Source organism: Thermophagus sp. OGC60D27, from assembly GCF_052400625.1.
Classification (GTDB): Bacteria; Bacteroidota; Bacteroidia; order Bacteroidales; family Marinilabiliaceae; genus Thermophagus.
This window is the reverse complement of record NZ_JBQTGH010000019.1, coordinates 1-25461: the sequence shown is the minus strand read 5'-3', so window position 1 is coordinate 25461 and position 25461 is coordinate 1. Positions and strand designations below refer to the sequence as shown.

13 protein-coding genes and 1 tRNA gene are annotated in these 25461 nt (G+C 44.3%); 6 read left to right on the top strand and 8 right to left on the bottom strand.

The genetic code is table 11. The features are described 5' to 3' along the window. Positions 1-154: 154 nt before the first annotated feature. From ACT29H_RS15930 to dapA, 7 genes are all read right to left on the bottom strand, one after another. Positions 155-2995, bottom strand: coding sequence for a TIM-barrel domain-containing protein (locus ACT29H_RS15930; protein WP_444822649.1), 2841 nt, complete (start codon positions 2993-2995; stop codon positions 155-157). Between the two features lie 178 nt (positions 2996-3173). Next, on the bottom strand, positions 3174-4685 hold the full coding sequence (locus ACT29H_RS15925) for a cellulase family glycosylhydrolase (RefSeq protein ID WP_444822648.1): 1512 nt from the start codon (positions 4683-4685) through the stop codon (positions 3174-3176). Between the two features lie 114 nt (positions 4686-4799). Beyond that, on the bottom strand, positions 4800-6788 hold the full coding sequence (locus ACT29H_RS15920; protein ID WP_444822647.1) for a hypothetical protein: 1989 nt from the start codon (positions 6786-6788) through the stop codon (positions 4800-4802). Between the two features lie 23 nt (positions 6789-6811). Further along, positions 6812-8410, bottom strand: coding sequence for a RagB/SusD family nutrient uptake outer membrane protein (locus ACT29H_RS15915; protein WP_444822646.1), 1599 nt, complete (start codon positions 8408-8410; stop codon positions 6812-6814). 14 nt (positions 8411-8424) lie between these two features. Further along, positions 8425-11541 (bottom strand): SusC/RagA family TonB-linked outer membrane protein, encoded by a 3117-nt coding sequence (locus ACT29H_RS15910; protein WP_444822645.1) that lies wholly within the window; start codon positions 11539-11541, stop codon positions 8425-8427. Positions 11542-11944: 403 nt separating this feature from the next. Continuing rightward, positions 11945-16102 carry a two-component regulator propeller domain-containing protein gene (locus tag ACT29H_RS15905; protein WP_444822644.1) on the bottom strand — a complete coding sequence of 1386 codons (4158 nt, stop codon included), beginning with the start codon at positions 16100-16102 and terminating at the stop codon, positions 11945-11947. A gap of 203 nt (positions 16103-16305) precedes the next feature. Next, positions 16306-17196 carry a 4-hydroxy-tetrahydrodipicolinate synthase gene (gene dapA, locus ACT29H_RS15900; protein ID WP_444822643.1) on the bottom strand — a complete coding sequence of 297 codons (891 nt, stop codon included), beginning with the start codon at positions 17194-17196 and terminating at the stop codon, positions 16306-16308. A gap of 319 nt (positions 17197-17515) precedes the next feature. On the opposite strand from dapA, the gene ACT29H_RS15895 reads away from it, so the two are divergent. From ACT29H_RS15895 to ACT29H_RS15870, 6 genes are all read left to right on the top strand, one after another. Continuing rightward, a complete protein-coding gene (locus tag ACT29H_RS15895; protein WP_444822642.1) occupies positions 17516-17647 on the top strand; it encodes a hypothetical protein in 132 nt (43 codons plus the stop codon). A 616-nt stretch (positions 17648-18263) separates the two neighbouring features. Next, positions 18264-19277, top strand: a complete 1014-nt coding sequence (gap, locus tag ACT29H_RS15890) for a type I glyceraldehyde-3-phosphate dehydrogenase (RefSeq protein ID WP_444822641.1) — start codon at positions 18264-18266, stop codon at positions 19275-19277. Positions 19278-19579: 302 nt separating this feature from the next. Then, entirely contained in the window at positions 19580-21844 is a 2265-nt protein-coding gene (locus tag ACT29H_RS15885; protein ID WP_444822640.1) for an aconitate hydratase, read from the top strand. A 465-nt stretch (positions 21845-22309) separates the two neighbouring features. Continuing rightward, positions 22310-22780, top strand: a complete 471-nt coding sequence (locus tag ACT29H_RS15880) for a Dps family protein (RefSeq protein ID WP_444822639.1) — start codon at positions 22310-22312, stop codon at positions 22778-22780. A gap of 150 nt (positions 22781-22930) precedes the next feature. Next, positions 22931-23773: a restriction endonuclease gene (locus ACT29H_RS15875; protein WP_444822638.1), complete on the top strand. Its 843-nt coding sequence runs from the start codon at positions 22931-22933 to the stop codon at positions 23771-23773. A 274-nt stretch (positions 23774-24047) separates the two neighbouring features. Next, positions 24048-24121, top strand: a tRNA-Asn gene (locus tag ACT29H_RS15870). 492 nt (positions 24122-24613) lie between these two features. Here the strand turns inward: ACT29H_RS15870 and ACT29H_RS15865 are convergent. Next, positions 24614-25273 (bottom strand): hypothetical protein, encoded by a 660-nt coding sequence (locus ACT29H_RS15865; protein ID WP_444822637.1) that lies wholly within the window; start codon positions 25271-25273, stop codon positions 24614-24616. Positions 25274-25461: the final 188 nt, after the last annotated feature.

Below are 25461 nucleotides of genomic sequence, written 5' to 3'. Positions count from 1 at the left end.
GAATAGCATTACTTTGCAACATAAAGAATAAAAAATTCTTAATGGACCATACCGATGTAAAACTACTTTCCTGATCTAAAAAAACCAAATGATCGGCAAAAAGATTATGGCCCAGGCCATTTGCTTGTATCACCCTCTCCCCCCGTTTTGGCTCTCATCTCACGGGCACCTCCACCACCTCGCCATTGTAAGGTACCACCTGTGCGGTAGCGATATCGGGATCAAATTCGACGGGATGACCGGGCGATACAAAAACCACCTTAAACAGGCGTTTTTCCGGCATCCCGTCGAATGATCCTTCCCGTTTTCCGATAGTCAGGGTTTGATTTTTTTCGTTGTATGTGAAAGGTATGGTGGCAAATTGTCCTTTCTCATAATTATAGTTGGTGTTTTCGTCTTCGTACAGTTCAAAGCTTCCATCATCACCGGTATAGACATAAAGGGTGATGGTTTCAGGAATTTTTTCCATGGCATACTGAATTTGTGGGCCAACGGGAATGATGGACCCGGCGGGGACAAACAAAGGCATGCGTTCATAAGGAGCTTCCACCCGTTTGGTTTGTCCGCCTTCGACATATTTTCCGGAATAGAAATTATACCATCCTCTATTTTCCGGGAAATAAACATCACGGTGACGGGCCTTATAGTTGTATACGGGACAAACCATGAAGCCGGGCCCGAACATATACTGATCCCCAACATTAAAGACCTTGGTATCATGGGGGAAATCCATAACCAGTCCACGCATGATGGTATAATCGCGGTGATAAACAGCGCCGGCCAGACTATAGATGTAGGGCATCAACCGATAGCGCAGCTTATTGTACCAAAGCATGGATTCATAGGCCGGATGTCCAACCGGAGCAATATTCCAGATTTCCCGGTAGGGATACTGCCCGTGCACCCTGAAAAGAGGGGCAAAAGCACCGAATTGAAACCAGCGGGTATTCAGTTCGCGCCACTCTTCCATCTCTTCGCTTCCTTCTTTAGCCGTTTCGAAGCGTTTTTCGACACAGAAGCCGCCGATGTCCATGGTCCAGTAGGGCAATCCGCTCATGGAAAAGTTGATGCCGGCAGGGATCTGGGCTTTTAAATCTTCCCATACGGTTCCGATATCACCACTCCAGGTGGCGGTACCGTAGCGCTGCATTCCGGCGAACCCCGACCGAGTGAGAATAAAGACCCGCTCATTGTTATTTTGCGCCCGCTGTCCTTCATAAATGCCCTTGGCATTCATCAAAGCAAAGGCATTGAAATATTTGACCGATGGTCCCAGATGAGTGGGATTCATCAAGGCTTTGCGATAGTCCATGCTGGCATTGGAAAGAATATCGGGTTCGGTAGCATCGAGCCACCAGGCATCGAACCCTTTATCGTAAAGTTTTCCCTTTATCTGTTCCCAGAAAAGCTTTCGGGCGCCCGGGGAATAGGCGTCATAGAAGGAACCGATATAGCCGGGCGATATCCAGTCGCGGATACTGTCTTCTATGGCGCGACGATAGATCCATCCTTTTTCATCAAACGCCTTAAAATGTTGAGTCCCCAGATAAAACTTGGGCCACACGGAAATCATGATATGCGCATTGTTGGCATGCACTTCATCGACCATGGCTTTGGGATCGGGGAACCGTTCCGCATCGAATTCATGACTACCCCATTGGTCAACGGGCCAGTATGACCAGTCCTGCACGATGTTATCGATGGGAATTTGTCGTTTTCGGAATTCTTGCAAAACGCCGAGCAATTCATCCTGGGTTTTGTATCGTTCCCGGCTTTGCCAGAATCCCATAGCCCATTTGGGCATCACCTGAGCTTTACCCGTCAGCGTCCGATAGTTACCTATAACCTGGTCCATCGATTCGCCTGCCATAAAGAAATAGTTGATCTGATCGCCCATTTCCGACCAGAAGGAGATCCGGTTTTGCTCTTCGGCCGGTCGGGGGGTATGCACTTTTAAGCCAACATAAGAGACACCCCCGTCAGGGATCCATGCCAACTTCAGGTGATATTTTTTATTCTTTTCCATATCGACCCGGAATTTGGCCACTGACGGATTCCAGGCCGTCCGCCATCGATCGGCCATCAGTTGGCCGTCGATCCAGATTTTGGTATATCCGGCGTAGTAAAGCAGGAAGTGGAACACGCCACTCTCCCCCGGTTGCAAATAACCTTCCCAGGTAATCTCCGCCTGGTTAAAATCAAACCCCTCGGGGAAATTTTGTATGGTAGTCAGGTTTTCGTAATCAATGATGTCTTCCTGACGAACGGTATAGACATGGCTGGTCTCGTAATCATCCATGTAGGTAGCGGTCAGTCCTCCCTCCTCGCCGTCGGCATTAAAAAGCTGAAAGACGTTGATTTGCGAGTAGGGCCGTGGATCTCCAAACCGAGAAAGGGAATAATTATCCCATAGGATACCGTAATTTTGGGTGGAAACGATAACCGGAACAGAAACTTTGGTATTGTATTGAAAGAGCTCTTCGCTTTTTCCTTTATAGTTAAAGTCATGAGCCTGATGCTGTCCCAATCCATAGAGTCCCTCCTCGGCCGAAGACTCCCACTCCTGCTGTATTTCGTACCCCTTAACCCCATCTACCTCTATGGGCTTGAAGGTTTTACCACCGTTTTCTTTTTCCCGAAGGATAAGCTCTCCCTTGGCATTATAGAAATGCACCTCACCGGTTATTTTGGAAATTCGGGCTGATATTTTTCGTGTAGAAAGCATCACCTCGTCATCGGTTTGGGTGACATCAAAGTCTACAGGACGGTTGGGTGGCAAAGCAGTCAGGCTCACCTCGTCACTAAATTCAACATCTGCCGTGGCCGATACTTTTATGATTTCATCGGTATAGGGCTCCAGCCGCACGGCATGCAGCATCTTATCCGATGGATTTTCGGGGAACAATGTCAGTCCCCGCTCATCCGCGTTCCAGTGATCGTTCGTACAGCCAAAACACATAAAGGCAACAGCTACAATAAATATTAGTTTCTTCATAAAACAGATCGTTGTATTATTTCTATTCCTAACCCGATTTTTCGGAAATATTCGTGATCAGATTAAAATTATTCCCATTAATTTAACAAAACAATAATCAATACCAGCCCCACCACAGCAATAAAATTACTTTACAGGGAATATTTCGGTCAGCTCTCCATATATCCCCACGCTTTCTTTAAAGTCCGGCACCTTTCAGTAAGGCATTGAGGGCCCCGGCATCAACCACTTGGGCAGAATGGCGATCGAACAAAGCGAATCCGTTGCTACCGGCCCAGCCGTTGTCCCAGTAAAAAGGAACCAATCCATTGGCGATGGCGGCATGGGTCACATATTCGAGGTAATAGTTTCGAGCAGCGATGTGTTGTTCCAGGTCTTCACCCGACAAGTCGGACCTGTACACAGCACCGTATTCCCCCAGAATCACGCCGATGCCTTGATCCACAAAATGAGTTTTCATCATTCCGAAGGCCTCATCAACCCACACTTCCTGTCCCCACGATGAGACGTCGCCCCCGGCAAAAGGCTCACCCCATTGGGTTTTGAAGCCTCCATCGGTCTGAAGGGTGAAATCGTAAGGATCATAGAAGTGCACCTCGGCCAGAAGGCGATTCTCCGTATCGTCGTCGGGCATCACCATATGCTCGACGGCATAACCAATGTTGGTGTTGTAGGCCTGCACCACCAGGAAACGGTAGGTGTTTCGGCCGCCCGTACTGCGAACGGCATCAACGAAGGTTTGGTTAAAAGAGTTTTGGACCTCCACGTTTTCGGTTGAGGGGTCGCTGTAATCGCCTTCCACATGCACCTCGTTGGTGCCGGCAAATAAGAGGCGGTCGTCGTAATCGCGGAAGTGAACGGCTATTTGCCTCCACAAGGCGCTCAGCTTGACATTGATCTCATCCTGACGGTCGTCATAGGGATGATCCAACCACCCGCCGTCCCAATGGATGTTGATAATGACAAAAAGGTCGTTATCCATAGCATAATTGACCACCTCCTCGACGCGTTCGAGCCACGACCGGGATATTTCCCACGTGGACTCCTCCACGATCTTATGCGACCAGGATACCGGAATACGGATGGTATTGAAGCCTGCCCCGGCCACCGAATCGATCAGTTGCCGTGTGACCACGGGGTTCCCCCAAGAAGTTTCATTGCCGCTGTAAACACCTCCGTTCACCTGAATGGCTTCAAGTGAGTTTCCCAGGTTCCAGCCAAGGGTCATCAATTTAGAAAACTCCACGGAGGTAAGGTTTCTCATTTCCGTAGCATCAGGTTCAATATAATCGGGCACTTCATCCGGCGGATCATAGGCATCCTGCGTCACGGTCACTTCTATTTCTCTTTTATTATCATTAGTACCTGCAGAAACGGTGAGCACCACACTCCTTTCTTCTTCCACCTCACTGGCATCGGCCATAATCTTCACATTGGCATCCCCTTTAGCAACAGAGACAGAAGGCCTGGCCCAGGAAGCCGTCTCAAAAGCAATGGTCCAAGAAGAATTACTGGCAATTGAAATGGTTTTCTCGCCGCCATCCACAGGAAAATGAAGCGCAGTCGGCTCAACGGAAAGAGTGACTTCCGGGATTGGTTCAGGATCGTTGCCTCCGTTAGAACTATCGCAGGCTGTAACCAAAAATGAATAGGAAAACAAGAAAGAGAGATATAAGATAAGTTGTTTCATGCCATTAATCATTACGTTCGCTGTAATTCACAACTCAAATTACAGCGAACAAATTTGCTTTTGGTTTAAAAATCATTAAAAAGAACCCGTAGCAACCGGATTCTTTTTAATTTATTATTCAGGAACATAAATGTAAGTGATCGGCATCTCATCTTCACCGGAAAGTTCGGCTGACCTTGTAACCTGAAGGAGCAAAGCATCCTCTTCAATTCTGTAAATATCGATCGCCCCCCAGTCTGCCACAGCATAATCACAAGTCCAGGGATGAAGAATGCCGACAGACAATGTAATGGTGTTTGCCTCTCCATCCAGACTCCAGGTGCCGCTTAATTCAACCGTTTCGTCGGTTTCAAGGACATCTCCTTCCACGGGAATTCCCTCTCTTACAGCCGTTGTTTCAGTTGTTTCATCCGTGTAGGTATAGATTCTTTTACGCTGGAAGACTTTAACCGTTCCGTCGGTTTCAAACTTCATGGTTCCGTAGTCTACCTCCGCTTCACCGGCAGCATAGTGTTCTCCGGGTAATGGATTCCACGACCATGTTGAATAATCAGAGAATATAACGGGCCCCTGTTCTGCGCCCCAACTTGTACTTTTATTATAAGATCGCTGGGAGTCAATTTTCCAGGTTTTAGCGCACAGCATTTCAGTTATGACAGTGGTAGGATCGACTGTTTCTCCTCCTTCAGCATATGGTTCAAAATGATAAGCCATATATTCATCTTTTTCGGTGGATCGTTGTCCAATCCATATTCCTGTTACAGCACCAATGCTGTTTTTCTCGACACGCAAAACCCGAAGCCTATTATTTTCTGTAGTTGCAAAAGTCACCCATCCGGAAAGAGAGAACGAAATAGATTGATCGAAGACGATATTATTATCCTCGTCAATTTCATAAGCACCTGCAATTTGATTTCCTTCTCCATCGGTAAATTCATAATCCCCGGAGGTTGCATCGATCTTGGACATTTTGAGTGTAATGTTTTCTATAAGCGCTGCATCATAGGGAGCCCATCCCGAGTTTTGATAATCTTCTGGCGATGTAAAATCATTTAAAAAAGTACCATCCAGACTCGTCCAGTTATAAGGATTTGTCAACGACAGTCTCCACTGTTTTGTGGTTGTGGTGGTTAAATCTATATTCGCATCACCGTCGTAGGGAGGCTCTGGCTCTTGTTCATCGGCCGGCACCCAGTTTTGGGCATATTCCTTACTTATATAATTATATACCAGCAATGCTTCTCCTTCTTCCGACAGGTCACGGATAACGCCAAGCTGTAAGGCATCTTCTGTTAGCAGCATCACCTTCACGTCACCCCATGAAGATACCAACGGATCATGTTCCGGATTGTGAACAGGAGTAGCATCAGTCATAGATAATCTCTTTGCCTCTGCATCCAGAAAAAAGGTTCCTATCTCCACTCGTCCAAGCATTTTATTGTCAACCGTAACGATTGCATTTCCTTTTAGGCTAAAGGTCATGGAACCATAGTCGCCAGCCTGCATAATCCACTCATTCCCTTTCCAGGAAGGGGACCAATTCCAGGAGTCTTCAAGACCTAACAAATCCTTAATAAAATCAGAATTTTTCCCATCTCTATAAAGAGCATTGCTATCCCAATTATCATCCGTCCCAAAAAAGTAGAGCGGACTGGTAAAATATTTACTGACTCCGTTTTCATCCAGATCAAGCAGCCAAGTTTTTTCATTACCTACACCACCGGTTAATTTTTCCCACAAAGGGTCTTCAACATACATCAGATTATTGGTTGTGATGGTCACCTTAAATGTGTCGGCCTGCACAAATCCGCCATCACTCTGGACACCATATATGAAACTATAATTTCCGGAGAAGGGGATAAACAGGGTATCTTTCAGTTGGGTTGATCGTCCCATGGGGGTAATCCATAAAGGGGTAACGCCCGGTGTAAGGCTTTCGAGAAAAATCATATTGGGATCGTCCGGATTTTGGGTGATGCTATACTCCAACTGATTTTCAGAGATCATCTCACCCAAAGCATATTCATCTGGCTGACAAGCTCCAAAGGCCAGAACCATAAAAGCCAGAAGCGAACAAACAACATATATTTTATTGGTTTTCATATTCTTAAAAATTTATAGATTAGTTATTTCCAACCGTCGTTTTGCTTCAGGACGTTATTGGATAAACTGATTTGATTTTGAGGTATCATTTGCAATCCTCTGGTCTCAATAATTTTTTGAGGATCGATGACCTTTGTGGTTTCCACGCCGCCATTCAGTACGGTGGTTGACCGGGCAATGGTGTTGGCCGCTGTTTCGACCCCCTGCCTGAGAAGATCCCAATAACGAATGCCTTCGAAGGCAAATTCGAATCGGCGTTCTTCCAAGATGTTAGCCTTCGTGGCCGGTTTGGTGTCGAGGCCGGCCCGCTCACGCACCTGATCCATGTAATCCTGTGCGTTGGGGCTTCCAAGCTCGGCAGCCATCAGTAGAACATCGGCATATCGAATACAGACGTAATCCTGATACTGGCCTATCATAAAATTCACCCCTCCATTGTAAACAGCCACATCACTTCCATCGGGCAGTGCCAGAGGGATATATTTCTTATTGGCATAACCGGTATATTCACGTTGTCCTGAATTGTCGAAATCCAGACCTTCTTCATCTATACTAATTATAGAGGCGTCTTTCCGCTTATCACCCACTTCAAAAGCATTGACCAAGCCGGGGTCCACCGGACAAGCGCCCCACCCTTGCCCGTAAGGGCTAAAGGTTTGTTCGCGAAAGCCCAGCATCACCAACCAGTGGTTGCCATCGGTATCTCCGTCGTAATTGGAAGTAATATTGTGTTTAATGGCAAAGATGGTTTCCTGGTTATCCTTACCGGCATAGGTGGAGATCAGGGTATTGTTTTCCGGATCGGGGGTGGCAGAGGCGGCCGGCCACAGATTTTTAAACGTCTCCACCAGGCCGTATTTTTCGCTGGCAATCACATCTTCGAGATGAGACAGGGCATCGGAAGCAGAGACCAACCCCACCAAATCGGATTTATTATAGTAGCCGGTATAGAAGAGAAAGACCCTTCCGAGCAGGGACTTGGCGGCCCATTTATTGATGCGCCCGGGTTCCACCGTTTCGCTTCCCTTTTCAATGGCGATGAGCAGATCGTTGGTTATCTGAGTGTAAATCTCATCGGGTTCGCTCTGAGGTATATTCTCCTCGGTAGGTACCGTGATCAAGGGAACCTTTTCCCAAAGACGAGCCATATCGAAATAACAAAATGCTCTGAGAAAGCGAGCTTGCGCCTCAATGGAATTCATCGTGAGGGTATCCCCTTCCCAGTTAATCTGGTTCATTTTGGATAAAAGCATATTCACCCGGTAAATGGCTTCATAATAGTTGCTCCAGTTGTCCTCGAAGATGTTCTGGTCAGATGGAGACCTTTGAAGATCAAATTCATCCAGTTGTTGATAACTATAACCGTCATTGTTGCCGGTACCACCAAAACAATTGTCAGAGAACACCTCAGAAACCACGGGGAAGGCCACATTTCCCTGATTGATGGCCTGAACGCCATCATAGCAACCTACGATGGCCAGTTCGGCATCTTTCAGCGTCCGATAAAAGTTAGCATCGGTTAAAGAGGTTTTGGGCTCGCTGTCCAGAAAATCATCGGAACAACCGGAAAAGCCCATAAAGCCGGTCACCACAGTCAGGAAATATATTTTTAAGTTCTTCATTTTTAAAACCAATTTTAAAATTTGACATTAAGGCCCAGCAAAAAGGTTCTCGGGCGCGGATAATACCCCAGATCAATGCCGGAAGAGCCGTCTTCGACACCATATCCCACTTCGGGATCCATCCCGTTGTATTTGGTAAAAGTAATTGCATTCTGCACGGAGCCATAGAGTCTTAGCCGGCTGATGAAGCTTTTATTGAACAGGTCGGAAAAGTCATACCCAAGTGTGATATCACTGATTCTCAGAAAATCACCATCTTTTACAAAAATATCCGAAAAGAGATAGTTTCTGTTGGTTTCGGTTACGCGGGGGATGGTGTTGGAAGTTCCTTCACCATGCCAGCGATCCAGAATCTCGGTGGTATAATTAGCAAAAGCATTGGAGTGATTACGATAGGACTGGACAATCTGATTTCCGAAAACGCCATTGGCAGCAACGGAAAAGTCAAAATTTTTGTATTCAAACCCAACGTTAAAGCCAAAAACCGCATCCGGATTGGGATCCCCTACCATCACTTTATCCCTATCGTCCAGGGTGCCATCACCATTCTGATCGATATAACGCAAGTCACCGGGCGAGGCATCAGGCTGAATCACAACGCCATTACTGGTATGCACCAGCACTTCCTGCTCGTTCTGAAAGATACCGTCGGTTTGCCAGCCCCAGAAATAACCAATGGGATAGACCGTTTCGGCCCGATGATAAAACTCCAGAGAGTTATCATAGAGCATATTTGTCAAGCCATGAACAATGCCATCGCTGGTTGGTACCTGGGTCACCTCATTATCGTTGTACGCATAATTGGCAGAAACAAAATACCTGAAATCGCCAATCTGATCATTCCAGCTAATCGCAACTTCCACGCCTTTATTTCTCACATCCCCACCGTTAATGAAAGGTCCTTCGGCGCCTGCTGTAGCTAGAATCGGGGCCTGTAACAGCCAGTCTTTTGTATCTTTTTGATACAAATCGAAATTAATGCCCAAACGAGATCTCATAAGGCGAGCATCAAAACCGATGTTGAGTTGTTCGGAAGTCTCCCATTTAAGATCTTCATTGGCCAGCCGGCTGGGATAAGCCCCCGGGGTGTTTCCGGCAGCATCAAAATCATCCGAACCGAAATAATAATTCGTATTGGCAATCTTAATGGGAGCCAGATACTGCCAGGGATCGATATTTTGGTTTCCAACTTGTCCCCAGCTGGCGCGTAACTTGAAGAAATCGACAAATCCATCAGCAAAATCCATGAAAGGCTCACTGGATACCACCCATCCTCCCGACACCGAAGGGAAATACCCCCACCGGTTGTCTTTGGCAAATCGGGATGATCCGTCGGCACGGAAAGTGGCATTCAGCATATATTTTTCTCGGAAGTTATAGCTTAAACGACCAAAGTAGGAAAGCAACATAGATTCGTCATTGGGTGCCCCCTCATAGGTAAGGCGGGCCAAATCGGTATTGGTGGTGTTATCGATATAGGCATTATCAAGTCCTGAAGGCAAGAGGTCGGTGTTGCGGGTATGCATCCAGGTGCCTTTGTTCTGGTAGGCTTCCGTCCCCGCCAGGACGATAAATTCATGATTCTCCAGAGCAAAATCATAAGTGAGGGTATTGGTCCATGTCCAGGCCACACCTTTTTCCAATCTCTGGGAGGCCTGATCGTGGTCGCGAAAATCGTAAATCGAGAGTTCGTATTCCGGAATGTAAGAACGTTCTTCTTTGGTGTAAAAGTCGATCCCGTATTTGGTTTCAAAAGAAAGGCCTTTCAGAGGGGATATACGAAGATAAATGTCGCCCAGCAACTTTTGGTTATTGTCGTCAGACTGATTATTATACATCATACCTGCGTAGGGATTGCCTTCCCCTTCGGCCCATGGTTGCCACACAGTTCCATTATAGAACTCTCCAGCATTCTTAGTATTGTTCAAGAAGCCCCCTTCATCGTTATAAACGGGCAAAAACGGGCTGGTATTAAAAGCGCCGCGCAACGAATTGTTGTATTGATTGCCAACTTTGATACCATTTTGCTCGATATAAGCAAAGGTAAGGTGCTGCCCCAGAGTGATCATATCATCAAAAAGCTTATGTTCCGAGTTGATCCGGAAGCTATAACGGTTGTAATCGGAAACATCAGGACCTCCAACAATTCCTTCCTGTCCGGTATAAGACAAAGAGGTGGAATAAGTAGAGGAACTGTTCCCCCCACTGGCACTCAAGGAGTAGTTTTGGGTTACGGCATTGTCGTAAAACATCTGGTCCATCCAGTCGGTATCGGCCCAACCGGTATTACTGATATTGGCAATATCATCGGCAGTGAAATAAGGCGCCTTGCCGGAGTTAATGGCCGCTTCGTTCATGATCACAGCATATTCACGAGCATTCAGCATATCCACTTTACGAGCCACGTTTTGGATTCCGTAATAACTATCAAAGGTTATGAGAGTTTTACCCGATTGCCCCGATTTGGTCGTAATCAGGACCACGCCATTGGCAGCCTGTGAGCCGTAGATGGCCGCGGATGCAGCATCCTTAAGCACATCGATGCTTTCAATATCTGAATTGTTGAGATAAGAAATATCACCCGTTTGAACGCCGTCCACAATATAGAGCGGTCCGGCCTCTCCAATGGTTCCTAGCCCACGGACAATTACTTTCAAATCTTCTCCGGGTTGTCCGGAGGTAGAGGTAATCTGAACTCCTGCTGTTTGTCCCTGCAAGGCATGGAGAGCGCTGGTCGTATTTCTTTTCTGGAGATCTTCACCATCCACCTGTAAAGTAGCACCGGTAATCAGTTTTTTCTTCTGAACCCCATAGCCGACCACCACCACTTCTTCGAGTCCGGTAACTGCCTCGTTAAGCACAACATTTATTCTGGTGCGGTTATCAACAGCGATTTCCTGAGGCTCAAAGCCTACGAAAGAGAATACCAGAGTTGCATCTCCTGGTACCTGCAAAGAAAAAGTGCCATCGGTCTGTGTGATGGTCCCATTCATAGATCCCTTTTCAAGAATTGAAACACCCGGAATAGGTTCATTCGACGAGTCCGTGACCACCCCGGTCACCGTTTGCTGAGCCTCTAGTCCCAGTCCCGCCATGAAAAGGAACAATAGTAGAATACTCTTTTTTAGCATAGCTTTGGTTTTAATATCTATAATCAAAAAATATTTAACAGAATTGTACAAAAACAAGAAAAACGCACTAAATCCGCTTCAATCCGAAGCATTTCCAAAGTTAATTTAACATTAATTAAAGATTGGCGTCATTTCGTACAAGACTTGGGTGTGAATTGTACACAAAGAGGGATGAGATGTCTTCAGAAGGGGGGTAATATGTCTTTCGAAGCTTAAAGAAGCAATTAAATATCAGCGCCTTAAAAAAACGGAACTGTTCAACTCTGTTTTGTCGCGGAATGGCAGTTGGTGGATCGATTCAAGTTCAGAGTTTATGGTGTTTCATTGTAAGACAGAAGACTGATGATCGCGAGAAAAACATATCAGTTAAACCAGGAACTCGGAAAATCAACTTTAAACGATACTATTCTTCCTGTTGCTTTTGTGAAAGCCGACGAATGTACTGGGAAGGAGAAACGCCAAACTCATCTTTAAAATAACGGGAGAAGTATTTGGGATCATTAAAACCACATTTATAAGCTACTTCTGCCACCGTCAACTGACTTTTCCCCAGTAGCTGAGCACCTCGTTTCAGGCGCATGATACGGATAAATTCGGTAGGCGTCTTACCGGTGAGGGCCATCAATTTATTGTATAGATGGCCTCGACTGACGCCCATCTCTTTGCTGAGCAGCTCAACAGAAAGATCGGTATTGGATAAATTATTTTCCACAAATCGGGTGGCCTTGGTTATAAATTTTTCGTCTAAAGAAGTAATGCCAATTTCTCCGGGCGTAATTTCAAACTGATGCTTCTGAAGTTTATTTCTGAATTTTTTTCGAACCTCGATCAAATTTCTGATTTTCAATTCAAGCACTTCATAGTTAAAAGGCTTGGCAATGAAATCATCAGCGCCTGCGCTAAGCCCTTCCATTTCCATTTGGGTGGATACTTTTGCCGTCAGCAAAATGACAGGGATATGCGATGTTTTGGGATCATTTTTCATTTTCCGGCAAAGTTCAATGCCATTCATTCCAGGCATAAGGATATCACTGATGACGACATCCGGGAAAACAGCTGCCGCTTTTTCATAGCCTTCATTCCCGTTTTCAGCTTCCACAATGCGGTAGAGGGCCCCCAGGTTCTCCTTCAAATAAAATCTTAGATCTTCATTGTCTTCAACGATCAACAAGAGGTGGTGATCCTCTCTTACAACAGATTTTGGGCGATTTGAATTTGGTGGAGATCCGGATGACAGTGAGCATCTGAGAGGTTTCGAGGTGTATTGTCCTTGATGTTGGACAACCGGCAGTTCAACAATAAAAACGCTCCCCCTTCCCGGAATACTCTCAACCCACATTTTTCCATTATGCAGTCGAACAAACTCGCTGACAATAGACAACCCTATACCACTGCCCATATTATTAATTCCTTCGTTGTCGATCTGGAAAAAACGTTCAAAGATATGCTCCTGCTTCTCTTTCGAAATGCCAATCCCGGTATCACTGACAGATATTTTGACTTTTGCATCGTCAGTGTCGGGCCAATCCTGTCCGACATATTCAATTTTCAATTTAACGACCCCTTTTTCGTGAGAAAACTTAAAAGCATTGGAAAGAAGATTGAAGATGATTTTTTCAACTTTCTCGTGATCAAAACCCATTTGAAGAGATGACACATTGGATTCGAAACTGAAGCGAATGGATTTGGACTCAAAAAGATCTGTGAACGAATGGGCCACCTCTTCCACAAACGGAACCAGATCCCCAACAGATCGATTCAGCGTCATTCCCTGAACTTCTATCTTCCTGAAATCTAACAACTGATTTACCAGCCCCATTAATCGTCGGGCATTTCTAAGCACCAGATTCAACTGCTCATTTACATGTCCGTCTTTTATTTCCTTCACAATTTTATCCAGTGGTGTAATGATCAGTGTCAGAGGGGTCCGAAACTCATGACTGATGTTGGTGAAAAATCTTATTTTCATGGCATCCAGTTCATGGATACGCTTGTGTGCCAAGAGTTCCTGTTGCCTTTCAAAGCGAATTCTTTCCCTTCTCCGAACAATAGTCCCAAACAAAACAACCAGTCCGGTAAACAGAACAAAATAAACTCCATAAGCGTATTGGGTGGCGTAGAATGGCGGCTTGATTATAACCACCAATTTCTTTTCAGGTCCCAGTTCTCCCCCCTCCCCAATGCGAGCCCTGACCCGAAATATATAGGTACCCGGATTGAGATTGGTATAAGTGGCCAATCTGTTGGAAGCATCGGTGGCAACCCATTGATCGTTGAACCCTTCCAATAGATAACGATAGATTATTTTTTCGGGATGAGGGTGTCCCATTCCTGCAAATTCCAACGAAAAAACATTTTGGTTATGTTTCAATATCAAGGTGTCGGATAAGAATAAAGGTTGATTCAATATTACCTTGTTATTTATTGTTTCGCCCACTTCAATGGGCCGATTAAACAATCTAATGCCGGTAATCAAGACGTTAGGGGGTACCGTTCTTTTTTGTATGCGTTCCGGTTGAAACAGATTAAAACCATTGGGTCCTCCAAAAATCAGCTCACCACCTGAAGTTTTAAAAGCGGATTGCTCATTGAATTCCCTGCCTTGCAACCCATCCAACATGTCATAGTTACTGAAAGAAAACTCCAGAGAATCATTGGTTTTGTTGTATTCAAGTTTGGAAAGTCCATTTAATGTACTCATCCAAAGATGGTTCTGATCATCCATCAAGATATTCAGAATGTTGTTATCCGGCAGTCCGTCTCGTTCGAGGAAAAGATGAAACTTCCGGGTAACAGGATTGTACATATTAAGTCCATTCCGGGTACCGAACCACATCACCCCTCTTTGATCCTGAATGATGGATAGGACAATATGATGGCTTAAGGCATTTTGTTTTCCGGGATTAGCAGGGATATGCGAGAAACGACCGGTAGTGCGGTCCAGTACATCGATGCCATTGGAAGTTCCTAACCACAAATTATTGGACCGATCTTCATAAATGGTTAAAATAAAATTAGAATGCACCGAATTCAGATCCCCATCGCGATAATGGAGAAACCGATTATTGTTTTCGTCAAGCAGATCCAATCCTCCCCCAAGGGTTCCAATCCAGATTCTGCCCTCCAGATCCTCATAAATCTTCCATATTCGGTTGTCTGCGATGGTGTTGGGATCATCCGGATCATGATAATATCGTTTAAACCGTTTTCCGTCAAAACAGTTCAGCCCACCATAATAGGTGCCAATCCACAACCTCTTTCTGGAATCAAAGAGAAGGCTGACGATGACGTCATGACTTAGCGAATCGGGATTTTCGGGACAAGCCCTGAACACGGAAAAACGATCGTTTTCACGGTCAAAATAAATAAGGCCGCTGCCATTCGTGCCAATAAACAAATTTCCTTTGTCATCTTCGGCAAAACAATCGATATCATTAGACGGCAACCCACCTTTCTTAAAAATATTATGAGCCAACAATCTGAACTGAAACAAGTCTGAATGGTAGTAATTGACCCCTTCCTTATAAGTTCCAATCCAAATGACATCAGAATCATCTCGCATCATGGCGGTTATGCTATTTTGGGAAATGCTATTGGCATTTCCTTTTTCATTTAAGATGGTCCTGACACTGAAATTACTTTTATCAATGATTTGGAGTCCTCCATGGTCCGTTGCAACCCAAATGAAAGCATTTTGATCCTGAAGCACCTCTGTGACAATATCACTGGACAAAGACATTTCTTCCAGAGTGGAAAACCGTACTTCCCTGCCTGTTTGGGGGTTGGCATAGAAAAGTCCCAGGTCATTTTGTTCCGAAAAGACCCAAAGATCTCCGTCATCATCCTCAAAGAGTGAGAAATAATCCGGCTCTGTCAAATCCCTCAGCAAACTGAAGGGATACCTTTTTATCACTTTCCCGCTATTGGTATCGATATGCTCAACAACTCCAAACGCATTAACTGTTAAAACCGTTGAGTCATTTCCAACAATCACATCGGTAATAAAATCACTGGAAAGGGTTTCGTCCTTTCCTGCCTCAGAAGGGACCTTAAATACGGTGTCCTTCTCAGCATCCACACGATATAAACCATATTGATTGGATGCTACCCAGAGATTTGAATCAGGATCGACCGTCAGTGCGGAGATAAATTGAGCCGATAGAGATTGCTCACCAGGGAAGAGATTATAATTCCGATAAAAAATATCCTTCGTCGGGTCGAAGACAGACAGCTGATTATCCTGAGAAATGATCCATAAAAACCCCCTATTGTCTTCATAAATATCCCGAATATTATTAAAAGGGATCGTAGTGGTATCTCCTGGAATGTTCTTGTAAACCTTAAAAGCGTATCCATCATATCGGTTGAGTCCGGAAATGGTTCCAAACCAGACAAAACCGAAGCGGTCTTTATGGATAGAGGTGATCTGATTACTGGACAAACCATTAGAACTGTTGAGGTGCCGAAAGTGATACTCAACATTTTGCACATTTTGCCCCAATATTACCGGAACAATAAATACACACCAAAAAAAAGAGACAACCGCTTTGTTTTTTGTCATAATCCCGGGATTAAACAGCCTACAACCGGTTCCCGAATTATATGAAATCACCGAAAATAATAGCACCCCACAGAAAAACTTTTCAGATATTTTCTCGCCGGAGACATCCATGTCCATTTGTCAGTCTTCCACCTTTCACCGAATTAAACGGTGGCGGGAAAATTACTTTTCTGTTTATGTTGATCCCGGGGATCAAAACTTCATCAAAGAAGTTTCAATTTTTTCAGTTCGAATTTCAACTGATCCCGGTTTTCATCCTCCATTTCGCAGAGGGGGGCCCGAAATACTTCACTTACTTTTCCCATGAGAGCAAGCGCAGTTTTTACGGGTAAAGGATTGGACTCCACAAACATCAATTTCATAAGAGTACGATACTTAAAAAACAGTTTTCGTGCAGTTTCCAAGTCACCATCAATAGACGCCTTCATCATGGTATGAAAATCGGCAGGAATAAGGTTGGCCACCACAGAGATACATCCGTCGGCGCCCATTCCATTGGCCGAAAAGGCGAGAAAATCATCGCCGCTGAACACCTTAAACCCTTCAGGTTTGTTGGCCAGCAACTCGGCAAAGACGCTAATATCTCCTCCGGCCTCTTTAATCCCGATAATATTTTCATGATGAATTGCCAGTTCAATGGCGGTTTCGGGATCAATGGCACTACCTGTTCGACCCGGCACATTGTAAAGAATGATAGGTGCATCCACATTTTTAGCCACTTGCGAAAAGTGTTTGTAGATTCCTCTTCGGGAAGGTTTATTGTAATAAGGGGTTACAACCAGCAAGGCATCGGCCCCCAATTGGGCAGCTTTTTGGCTATATTTTATGCAATCAGAAGTAGAATTACTACCAGAACCGGCAATGACGGGGATCCTGCCATTTACTTTTTTGACACAACGCGCAATGAGTTCGGCATCTTCGGCATCACTTAAAGTGGGCGTTTCACCTGTTGTTCCGCAAACCACGATACCATCGGTTCCGTTATTCACATGGAATTCTACCAGTTCGTCAAATGCCTCAAAATCAATTTGACCGGAATTTTTAAAAGGCGTTACAATGGCTACAATAGACCCCTGCAAACTTTCAACTTGCATAATGACATTTTTAATTTCACCTTATAATTAATTGTGCATATTTGCCATGTTTAGCTTATCACCTGCATCAAAAGAGTTCTCGGACAGGGCACCATGCACATGGACAAAGTTCAAAGTTAATATTAATTGGTGATTTAGTGAAATTTTTATCATTTCCGAACGTTATGTTTTTTATATCCATTCAAAAAGCTTTCTGTCACAAAAAATAAAAATTTTCGTAACCCATCACAGTACTTTATCGTTAACAGAAAAAATCAGGAACAAAAAATTTTGTGATTATCGAAGAAACCTTTTACTTTTATTTCAAAAATTTTCAATCATGAAGAAAGTATCAATCGTTGCCACCGTTATGTTATTTATTGCTCTGGCCTTTTCATCCTGCAAATCGGTCCAAGATTGTCCGGCTTACGGCCAAGGGGCTCAAGCAGACACAGAAGAGGTGCGGGCTTAATTTTTTACGCAGAACAACAATTGATCCAAGTGCCTTTGAAGAGGGAAATATTCTTTCTAAAATCCGGAAGGGATATCATTCGGAAGGCACCGATCTACTCATCGGAAGAATTTAGCTGCGTTCATGCCTCAGAGAAAGCTTAAATAATATTTGTTTACAGGATTTTAGAAGGGCTGTCAAAAAAATAACGGACAGTCCTTTTTATGTATCTGTATTCCCATTCCAGAACCACCACCAACCTATCTGTTTTAGGGGCTTCTTCATTCTTAATTTGAGCCTCTCCTTTTTTATTTTCATCACATAATTTTGCTCATCCGGAAGAATACCCTCCATTTTTTGTCTGAAGATTTATTTTTGATGCGCAGAAAGAATATAATAAAGGGCTATTGTCAGAAGCCATTCAATTGCCTTCCGACCTCACGTACTGATTTTCGAGCTAATCCCTCACCGCGGAGAATACGAAACACAAACCGTCCATAAAGGATTTCAGCGGCATAAATTAACGTTTATTTAAGAATTTCAGCCGGTTATTTCTTGATGTTTTTGGTGTGATTTCTTACTTTTGTAGCGCAAAAAATGAGAAGGTAGTAATTATAATCACTAAAAAAGCGATAATATGTCAAAAATTAAAATTGGTATTAACGGTTTTGGCCGCATTGGCCGTCTGGTGTTCCGCGCCGCACAAAACTTCGACAACGTACAAGTTGTAGCCATCAACGACTTGATTGATGTTGATTATATGGCTTATATGTTGAAATACGACTCTACTCATGGTCGTTTCAAAGGAGATGTTGAAGTAAAAGACGGTAAGCTGGTGGTTAATGGCAATGCAATTCGCGTTACCTCTGAAAGAAATCCTGCTGATCTGAAATGGAATGAAGTAGAAGCAGAATATGTTGTTGAATCAACAGGTATTTTTCTGACCAAAGAAAAAGCTCAAGGCCATATTGAAGCCGGTGCCAAAAAAGTGGTAATGTCTGCTCCTTCAAAAGATGACACTCCTATGTTTGTAATGGGTGTTAATCAGGACAAATACACCAAAGATATGTCCTTCGTATCCAATGCTTCTTGTACCACCAACTGCTTGGCTCCTATTGCCAAAGTATTGAACGACAAATTCGGCATTGTTGAAGGTTTGATGACTACCGTTCATGCTACCACAGCTACACAAAAAACTGTTGACGGTCCTTCCATGAAAGACTGGCGCGGTGGTCGTGGTGCCGGACAAAACATTATTCCTTCTTCTACCGGAGCTGCCAAAGCAGTAGGGAAAGTAATTCCTGAACTGAATGGCAAATTGACCGGTATGGCATTCCGTGTTCCTACTCCTGACGTATCCGTAGTAGACCTGACTTGCCGTTTGGAAAAAGGTGCTTCTTACGAAGCTGTTTGCCAGGCTATGAAAGAAGCTTCTGAAGGTGAATTGAAAGGAATTCTTGGTTACACTGAAGATGCTGTTGTTTCTAACGACTTCCTGGGTGAAACTCACACTTCTATCTTCGATGCCGGCGCCGGAATTGGTTTGAACGATAACTTCGTAAAAGTTATCAGCTGGTATGATAACGAAATGGGATACTCAACCAAAGTTGTTGAATTGATTCAACACATGGCTTCTGTAGACCACGCCTAATCAAGGTAGAAACCAATAATATTGAAAAGCTGTCTCATTGATATGAGGCAGCTTTTTTATTTTCATCTACTCTTGTTTGAAAAAATTCACCCCACCACGGATGAATCGGGCCCTAAGAGGGCAAAAGAACAGTAATTAACGTTCAGGGAATAAAATCACTCAACAAAATTATATTTGCATTGTTAACAAGAGGCAGGGATGTGAAGCCGGGTCAAGGGGAATAAGGAAAACCGGCAATAATTTTTAAATTTGTCAAATTATAACCAAAAGCATATAATTATCTTACAAAAACACATTGAAATATGGCATTTGACATTGACATGATTAAAAAGGTCTACTCAGGCATGGACGAAAAGATCAAATCTGCCCGTTCGCTACTGAAAAGACCTTTAACGCTTACCGAAAAAATTCTCTACAGCCATTTGGCAGACAACCTTCCTTCCACCCCTTACGACCGCGGAAAATCGTATGTAAATTTTGCGCCCGACCGTGTAGCCATGCAGGATGCCACAGCGCAGATGGCCTTACTGCAGTTTATGCAGGCCAGGAAAGAGAAAGTGGCCGTTCCCTCGACCGTCCACGCCGACCACCTCATCCAGGCCAAAGTGGGTGCTGCCAATGACTTAAAAACCGCCCAGGTAACCAACAAGGAGGTTTACGACTTTTTGAGTTCGGTATGTAACAAGTATGGTTTGGGTTTCTGGAAACCGGGTGCCGGCATTATCCACCAGGTGGTGTTGGAAAACTATGCCTTTCCGGGAGGAATGATGATTGGTACCGACTCCCACACGCCCAATGCCGGTGGTTTGGGGATGATCGCCATAGGTGTTGGTGGTGCCGACGCCGTGGATGTGATGGCGGGCATGCCCTGGGAGCTGAAATTCCCCAAACTCATTGGTGTTAAACTAACGGGGAAACTGAATGGCTGGACCGCCTCCAAAGATATTATACTGAAAGTGGCCGGTCTGTTAACGGTTAAAGGCGGTACCGGATACATACTGGAATATTTTGGTGAGGGGGCACGTTCGCTTTCTGCCACCGGGAAAGGCACTATCGGAAATATGGGTGCCGAGATCGGCGCCACCACCTCCACCTTTGGGTATGACGAAGCCATGGAACGCTATCTGCGGGCCACCAAACGGGATGATGTGGCAGATGAAGCCAACAAAATCAAGGAACACCTCACCGGGGATCCAGAAACCTATGAAAACCCGGAAAAATATTTTGATCAGGTCATAGAAATCAATCTGAGTGAGTTGGAACCTCACATCAACGGGCCGTTTACCCCCGACCTTGCCACTCCGGTTTCTCAACTTCGTGAGGCCGCCCAAAAAAACGGATGGCCCACAAAAGTAGAGGTAGGTCTTATCGGTTCTTGTACCAACTCCTCGTATGAAGATATTTCTAGAGCCGCCTCCATTGCCAAACAAGCTGTGGAAAAAGGATTGAAAGTTAAATCGGAATTTACCGTCACTCCCGGCTCGGAGCAAGTGCGCTATACCATAGAGCGGGACGGATTTATTGATCTATTTGAAAAGATAGGCGGCAAAGTATTTGCCAACGCATGCGGACCATGTATTGGCATGTGGGCCCGCGAGGATGCCGAGAAGCAAGAGAAGAACACCATCGTTCACTCGTTTAACCGCAACTTTGCCAAACGAGCCGACGGGAATCCCAACACACATGCTTTTGTGGCCTCTCCAGAGATGGTTACCGCCATTGCCATATCGGGAGAATTGGGCTTTAATCCCCTTACGGACACCTTAATTAATGATAAGGGTGAAGAGGTAAAACTGGATCCACCGTCAGGATTTGAATTGCCCCCCAAAGGATTTGAGGTAAAAGAAACCGGTTACCAAGAACCAGCCAAAGACGGTTCAAAAGTAGAAGTTGCAGTAAGTCCCGACAGTAAACGTCTTCAACTGCTAACGCCCTTTGAACCCTGGGACGGGAAAAACCTCATGGGTGCCAAACTCCTCATCAAAGCCGAGGGCAAATGTACCACCGATCATATTTCCATGGCGGGTCCGTGGCTGCGTTTCCGAGGTCATTTGGACAATATTTCCGACAACATGCTGATTGGTGCCGTTAATGCCTTTAACCATGAAACGAATAAGGTGAAAAATCAAATCACCGGCGAATACGGCAAAGTGCCGGAAGTGCAACGAGCCTACAAAGCTAAAGGTATTCCCACGGTGGTAGTAGGAGATCATAACTACGGAGAAGGCTCATCTCGCGAACATGCAGCGATGGAACCCCGCCACTTGGGGGTAAAGGTGATTCTGGTAAAAAGTTTTGCCCGCATACACGAAACCAACCTGAAGAAACAGGGTATGTTGGCCCTTACTTTTGAAAATGAAAACGACTATGATAAAATCCGGGAAGATGATACTTTTAACTTCATCGATCTGGAACAGTTTAGTCCCAACCGACCGGTAACCATAGAAGTTGTTCATTCCGACGGATCAAAAGAGACCATCAAGGCGTTACATTCGTATAATGAGCAACAGATATCCTGGTATAAAGCGGGATCGGCCCTCAACCTTATTGCCAGAAAAAACGCTTGAATTACTTGTATATTTTACTGTCATCTTTACATTAAGGAAAGCCCCCAAAGGAACCTTCTTCCCAAGGGGGTTTTTTGATATCGTGTTGGCAACGGCACTTTATTGAACCCGAAAAATGCATTAGAAAATCTATTACGAATTAAAATTGCTGCCAATCAAGTCGCAAGCTAACTTGTTTACATTCACCATAGCGGTGCTATGCCTCATTTCAACACGTTCTTGATTGATTGCACTTTTAATTCTCACGACGAAAGTCTAATGCATTATTCGGGTTGAAGCCATCGGAGGTGTTTGGGTTCCATTACTTCTTCCGGCATTATCATTCCCTCCTTTCTTGACGTTGAGGCATCTGCCGCTCACCTTTTGCAATATAGCCACAACCTATAATTGATAACTTTTTTCGATTTGATCAATACTTCAATCTTCTCTACATTTGTATCAACAAAAACCAAAAAAGATAGAACTATGAAAAGTTTAAATGAAGTACTGGGCTTAAAAGATCCCAAAGAAGTGAATGAAAAACTCAATGAACTGTTGGCCAGTTTTCAGGTATATTACCAAAACCTCAGAGGTTTCCACTGGAATGTTAAGGGAAAATTGTTTTTTACCCTTCATGGCAAATTTGAAGAATTGTATAACGATGCCGCGGAAAAAGTGGATGAAGTGGCAGAACGCATTCTGACACTGGGCGGAACACCGTTGCACACGTTTGAAGATTACCTGAAAACTTCAAAAATAAAGGTGGTGAAAGACGAGAATGACGGTCTCAAACTGGTTGCCGCCACCATTGACAACTTAAGCACACTGATCCAACTGGAACGGGAACTGATTCCTATTGCAGAAAACATTGAGGATGAAGGAACCCTTGCACTGATGAGTGACTTCATCTCCGAGCAGGAAAAAACGGTATGGATGTTGAATGCCATGATCAACTAACAAAGATTACTTTATTGAAAGAAAGACCTCATCAGAACCAATCTGTTGAGGTTTTTCTATTTTCCTCAATGACATATCCCTTGATCAACCTGAAAATTTATTAATATTGTCAGAATAATAAAAAAACTATAACTGACAGTATTCAATTTTATGACTCAAATTCCTAGTATTCGAAAGGCATCGGGGGAGTTACAACCATTTGAAACCGTTAAACTTCATAATTCGCTGTCTCGAACCGGAGCCGACCCAAAGCTAATAGATGAAATCACCACCAACATTCTGGAATGGATTACCGAGGGTACCTCAACCAAAAAGATTTACACTCGAGCTTTTCGTCTCTTGCGCAAGAAACAGCGTGGCATGGCCGCACGTTACAGTTTGAAAAGAGCCATCATGGAACTGGGTCCTTCGGGCTATCCTTTCGAACATTTCGTGGGACATATCTTCCGATGCAAAGGCTTCGAGGTTGAAGTTGGGCAAGTGGTTGACGGGAAGTGTGTGACCCATGAAGTGGATGTGATAGCGTCGGACAATCAAAATCAACACCTGGTAGAGTGCAAATACCACAACAGTCAGGGAAAATGTTCCAGCATTCAGGTTCCGCTATACATACGTTCGCGTGTAAATGACATTATTGAGACGCGGCAAGAGCTTCCTCAATTCAAGAACCTCACCTTTCACGGCTGGGTGGTAACCAATACCCGATTTACCACCGATGCCATGCAATATGCGCGTTGTAGTGGTCTCAATCTTATGAGTTGGGACTATCCGGGTGATGACAGTCTCAAAGCACAAATTGAAAAATACAAAGCCTTCCCCATAACTACTTTAACCCACCTGACCAAGGCCCACAAACAGCACCTGTTAAAAGAGGGCATTGTGCTGTGCAGTGAACTGATGAATCAACAACAATTGCTCACCTCTCTGCCCTTATCTAAAACGACACTCAGAAAAGTGATGGAAGAATTGAACGATCTCTGCGACGGGCAATAATTTTTTTTGAAAAGTAATTCCGTAATTCACAAAAAGTTATTCTCGAGGCCCGTATTTTTTTGAAAAAAATTTCGCTTCAACTGTTGTATAGTTGAAGCGAACCACCTATATTTGCATCGCAATTGAAAAACACGGCAGCCCTGATAAACAAAAGCATTGAGGGCATTATTTTCCAAAAGAGGAAAATAAAAAATTGAAAAAATAATTTGCCTTTTTCACCAAAAGGAATTACATTTGCAAACCTTTTGAAAGAACAAGACAATAAAAGAAATATTCCTCAGTAGCTCAGTTGGTTAGAGCGGCGGACTGTTAATCCGTAGGTCGTAGGTTCAAGTCCTACCTGGGGAGCATTAAGAAAGCCATCCATTTTTTGGATGGCTTTTTTTGTTTCTAAAGAGCTGATTAGATTTTACACTCCGGCCATGGAAAAGCTTGGCATCCGGTTTTATTGCGCCGTATAGCGTTCATGCCGATGCCCCATAACGCTGATGATGACGCCGCACCGGATCTCAACCTGTATTTTAAAAAGTTTGGGATAACAAAGCCTGCATAGCAAAAGATGTAAAAACTCCAACCCCACAAGTAAGCCACCAAGTCCCCCCTATGGCATCCACGACATCCCGGAATTTTTCCTTTTCCTTGTTGCCGCTGAAGATGAAGTTTATTGGTTTTAACCCGAAAAATGCAATAGAAAATCTATTACGAATTAAAATTGCTGCCAATCAAGTCGCAAGCTAACTTGTCTCAATTCACCATAGCGATGCTATGCCTCATTTCAACAAGTTCTTGATTGATTGCACTTTTAATTCTCATGACGAAGTTCTAATGCATAATTCGGGTTCAACTTCTGACGAATTTCCCCAGAGCTTCCAGTAATTGGGGTCTGTCTTTAAGAGCAATTTTGGCCAGGGCATAAAAGTTCTGCATCCAATGGTTAATCTTGGCGAGAGCGGCATTTTTGGCCTTGGTGGCATCCTGGGCCTCCCCCACTGTTTTTAGGTATTGAGCTCTGGCGGTATCCAGGTCGGTAATCATATGAAGGGTTTGGGTCAGGTATTCCGGAGCAACGTTAAGTTTTTTCAGTGCTGAAATAATATGGGGATCTTTAGTTGCGACGGAATAGTATTTCTTCACGGTTTCGAGCCAATTCACGTAAGATCTGGGCAATGCTCCTTTTACACCCAATTTTTCTTTGGCCACCGGGTCTTGTCTGAAGATGAGTTTGGCGATTTTCCGGTCGACGGAGTAACGTCGAGCAATCCTATTTTTGAGTTCCGTCCAAATTTGGTGGTGTTTCGCCTTTTCATCATCTCCGGTTTTGTTCGCGTTGTAGGCGGCAACCGCTTTATTCAAAAGCTCTTCTCCTTGTGCTATGGTGGCGGCATCATATCCAAACCGCGCCAATGCAGAAGCGATGTCAGGTTGTTTCAGGGCGTTGTCGATGGCCACCCGGTACTGTTCCAGAATTTCTGCTTCCGAAATTTTTGGTCTGGTTGGCATGGTAAAGAATTTACAGATTAGACATATAGTACAACAAGAAAATGCTTTTCCGTAACGTTATGGCGTCATCCATAAATTGCTGGCCGACGGTGGCCGATGGTCATTTAACTAGGGAATGTAAATTTAACTCTGTCCGGTATAATTTTCTAAACTCAGAATAACTTATATTTTTTCTTTCAACCAATTCT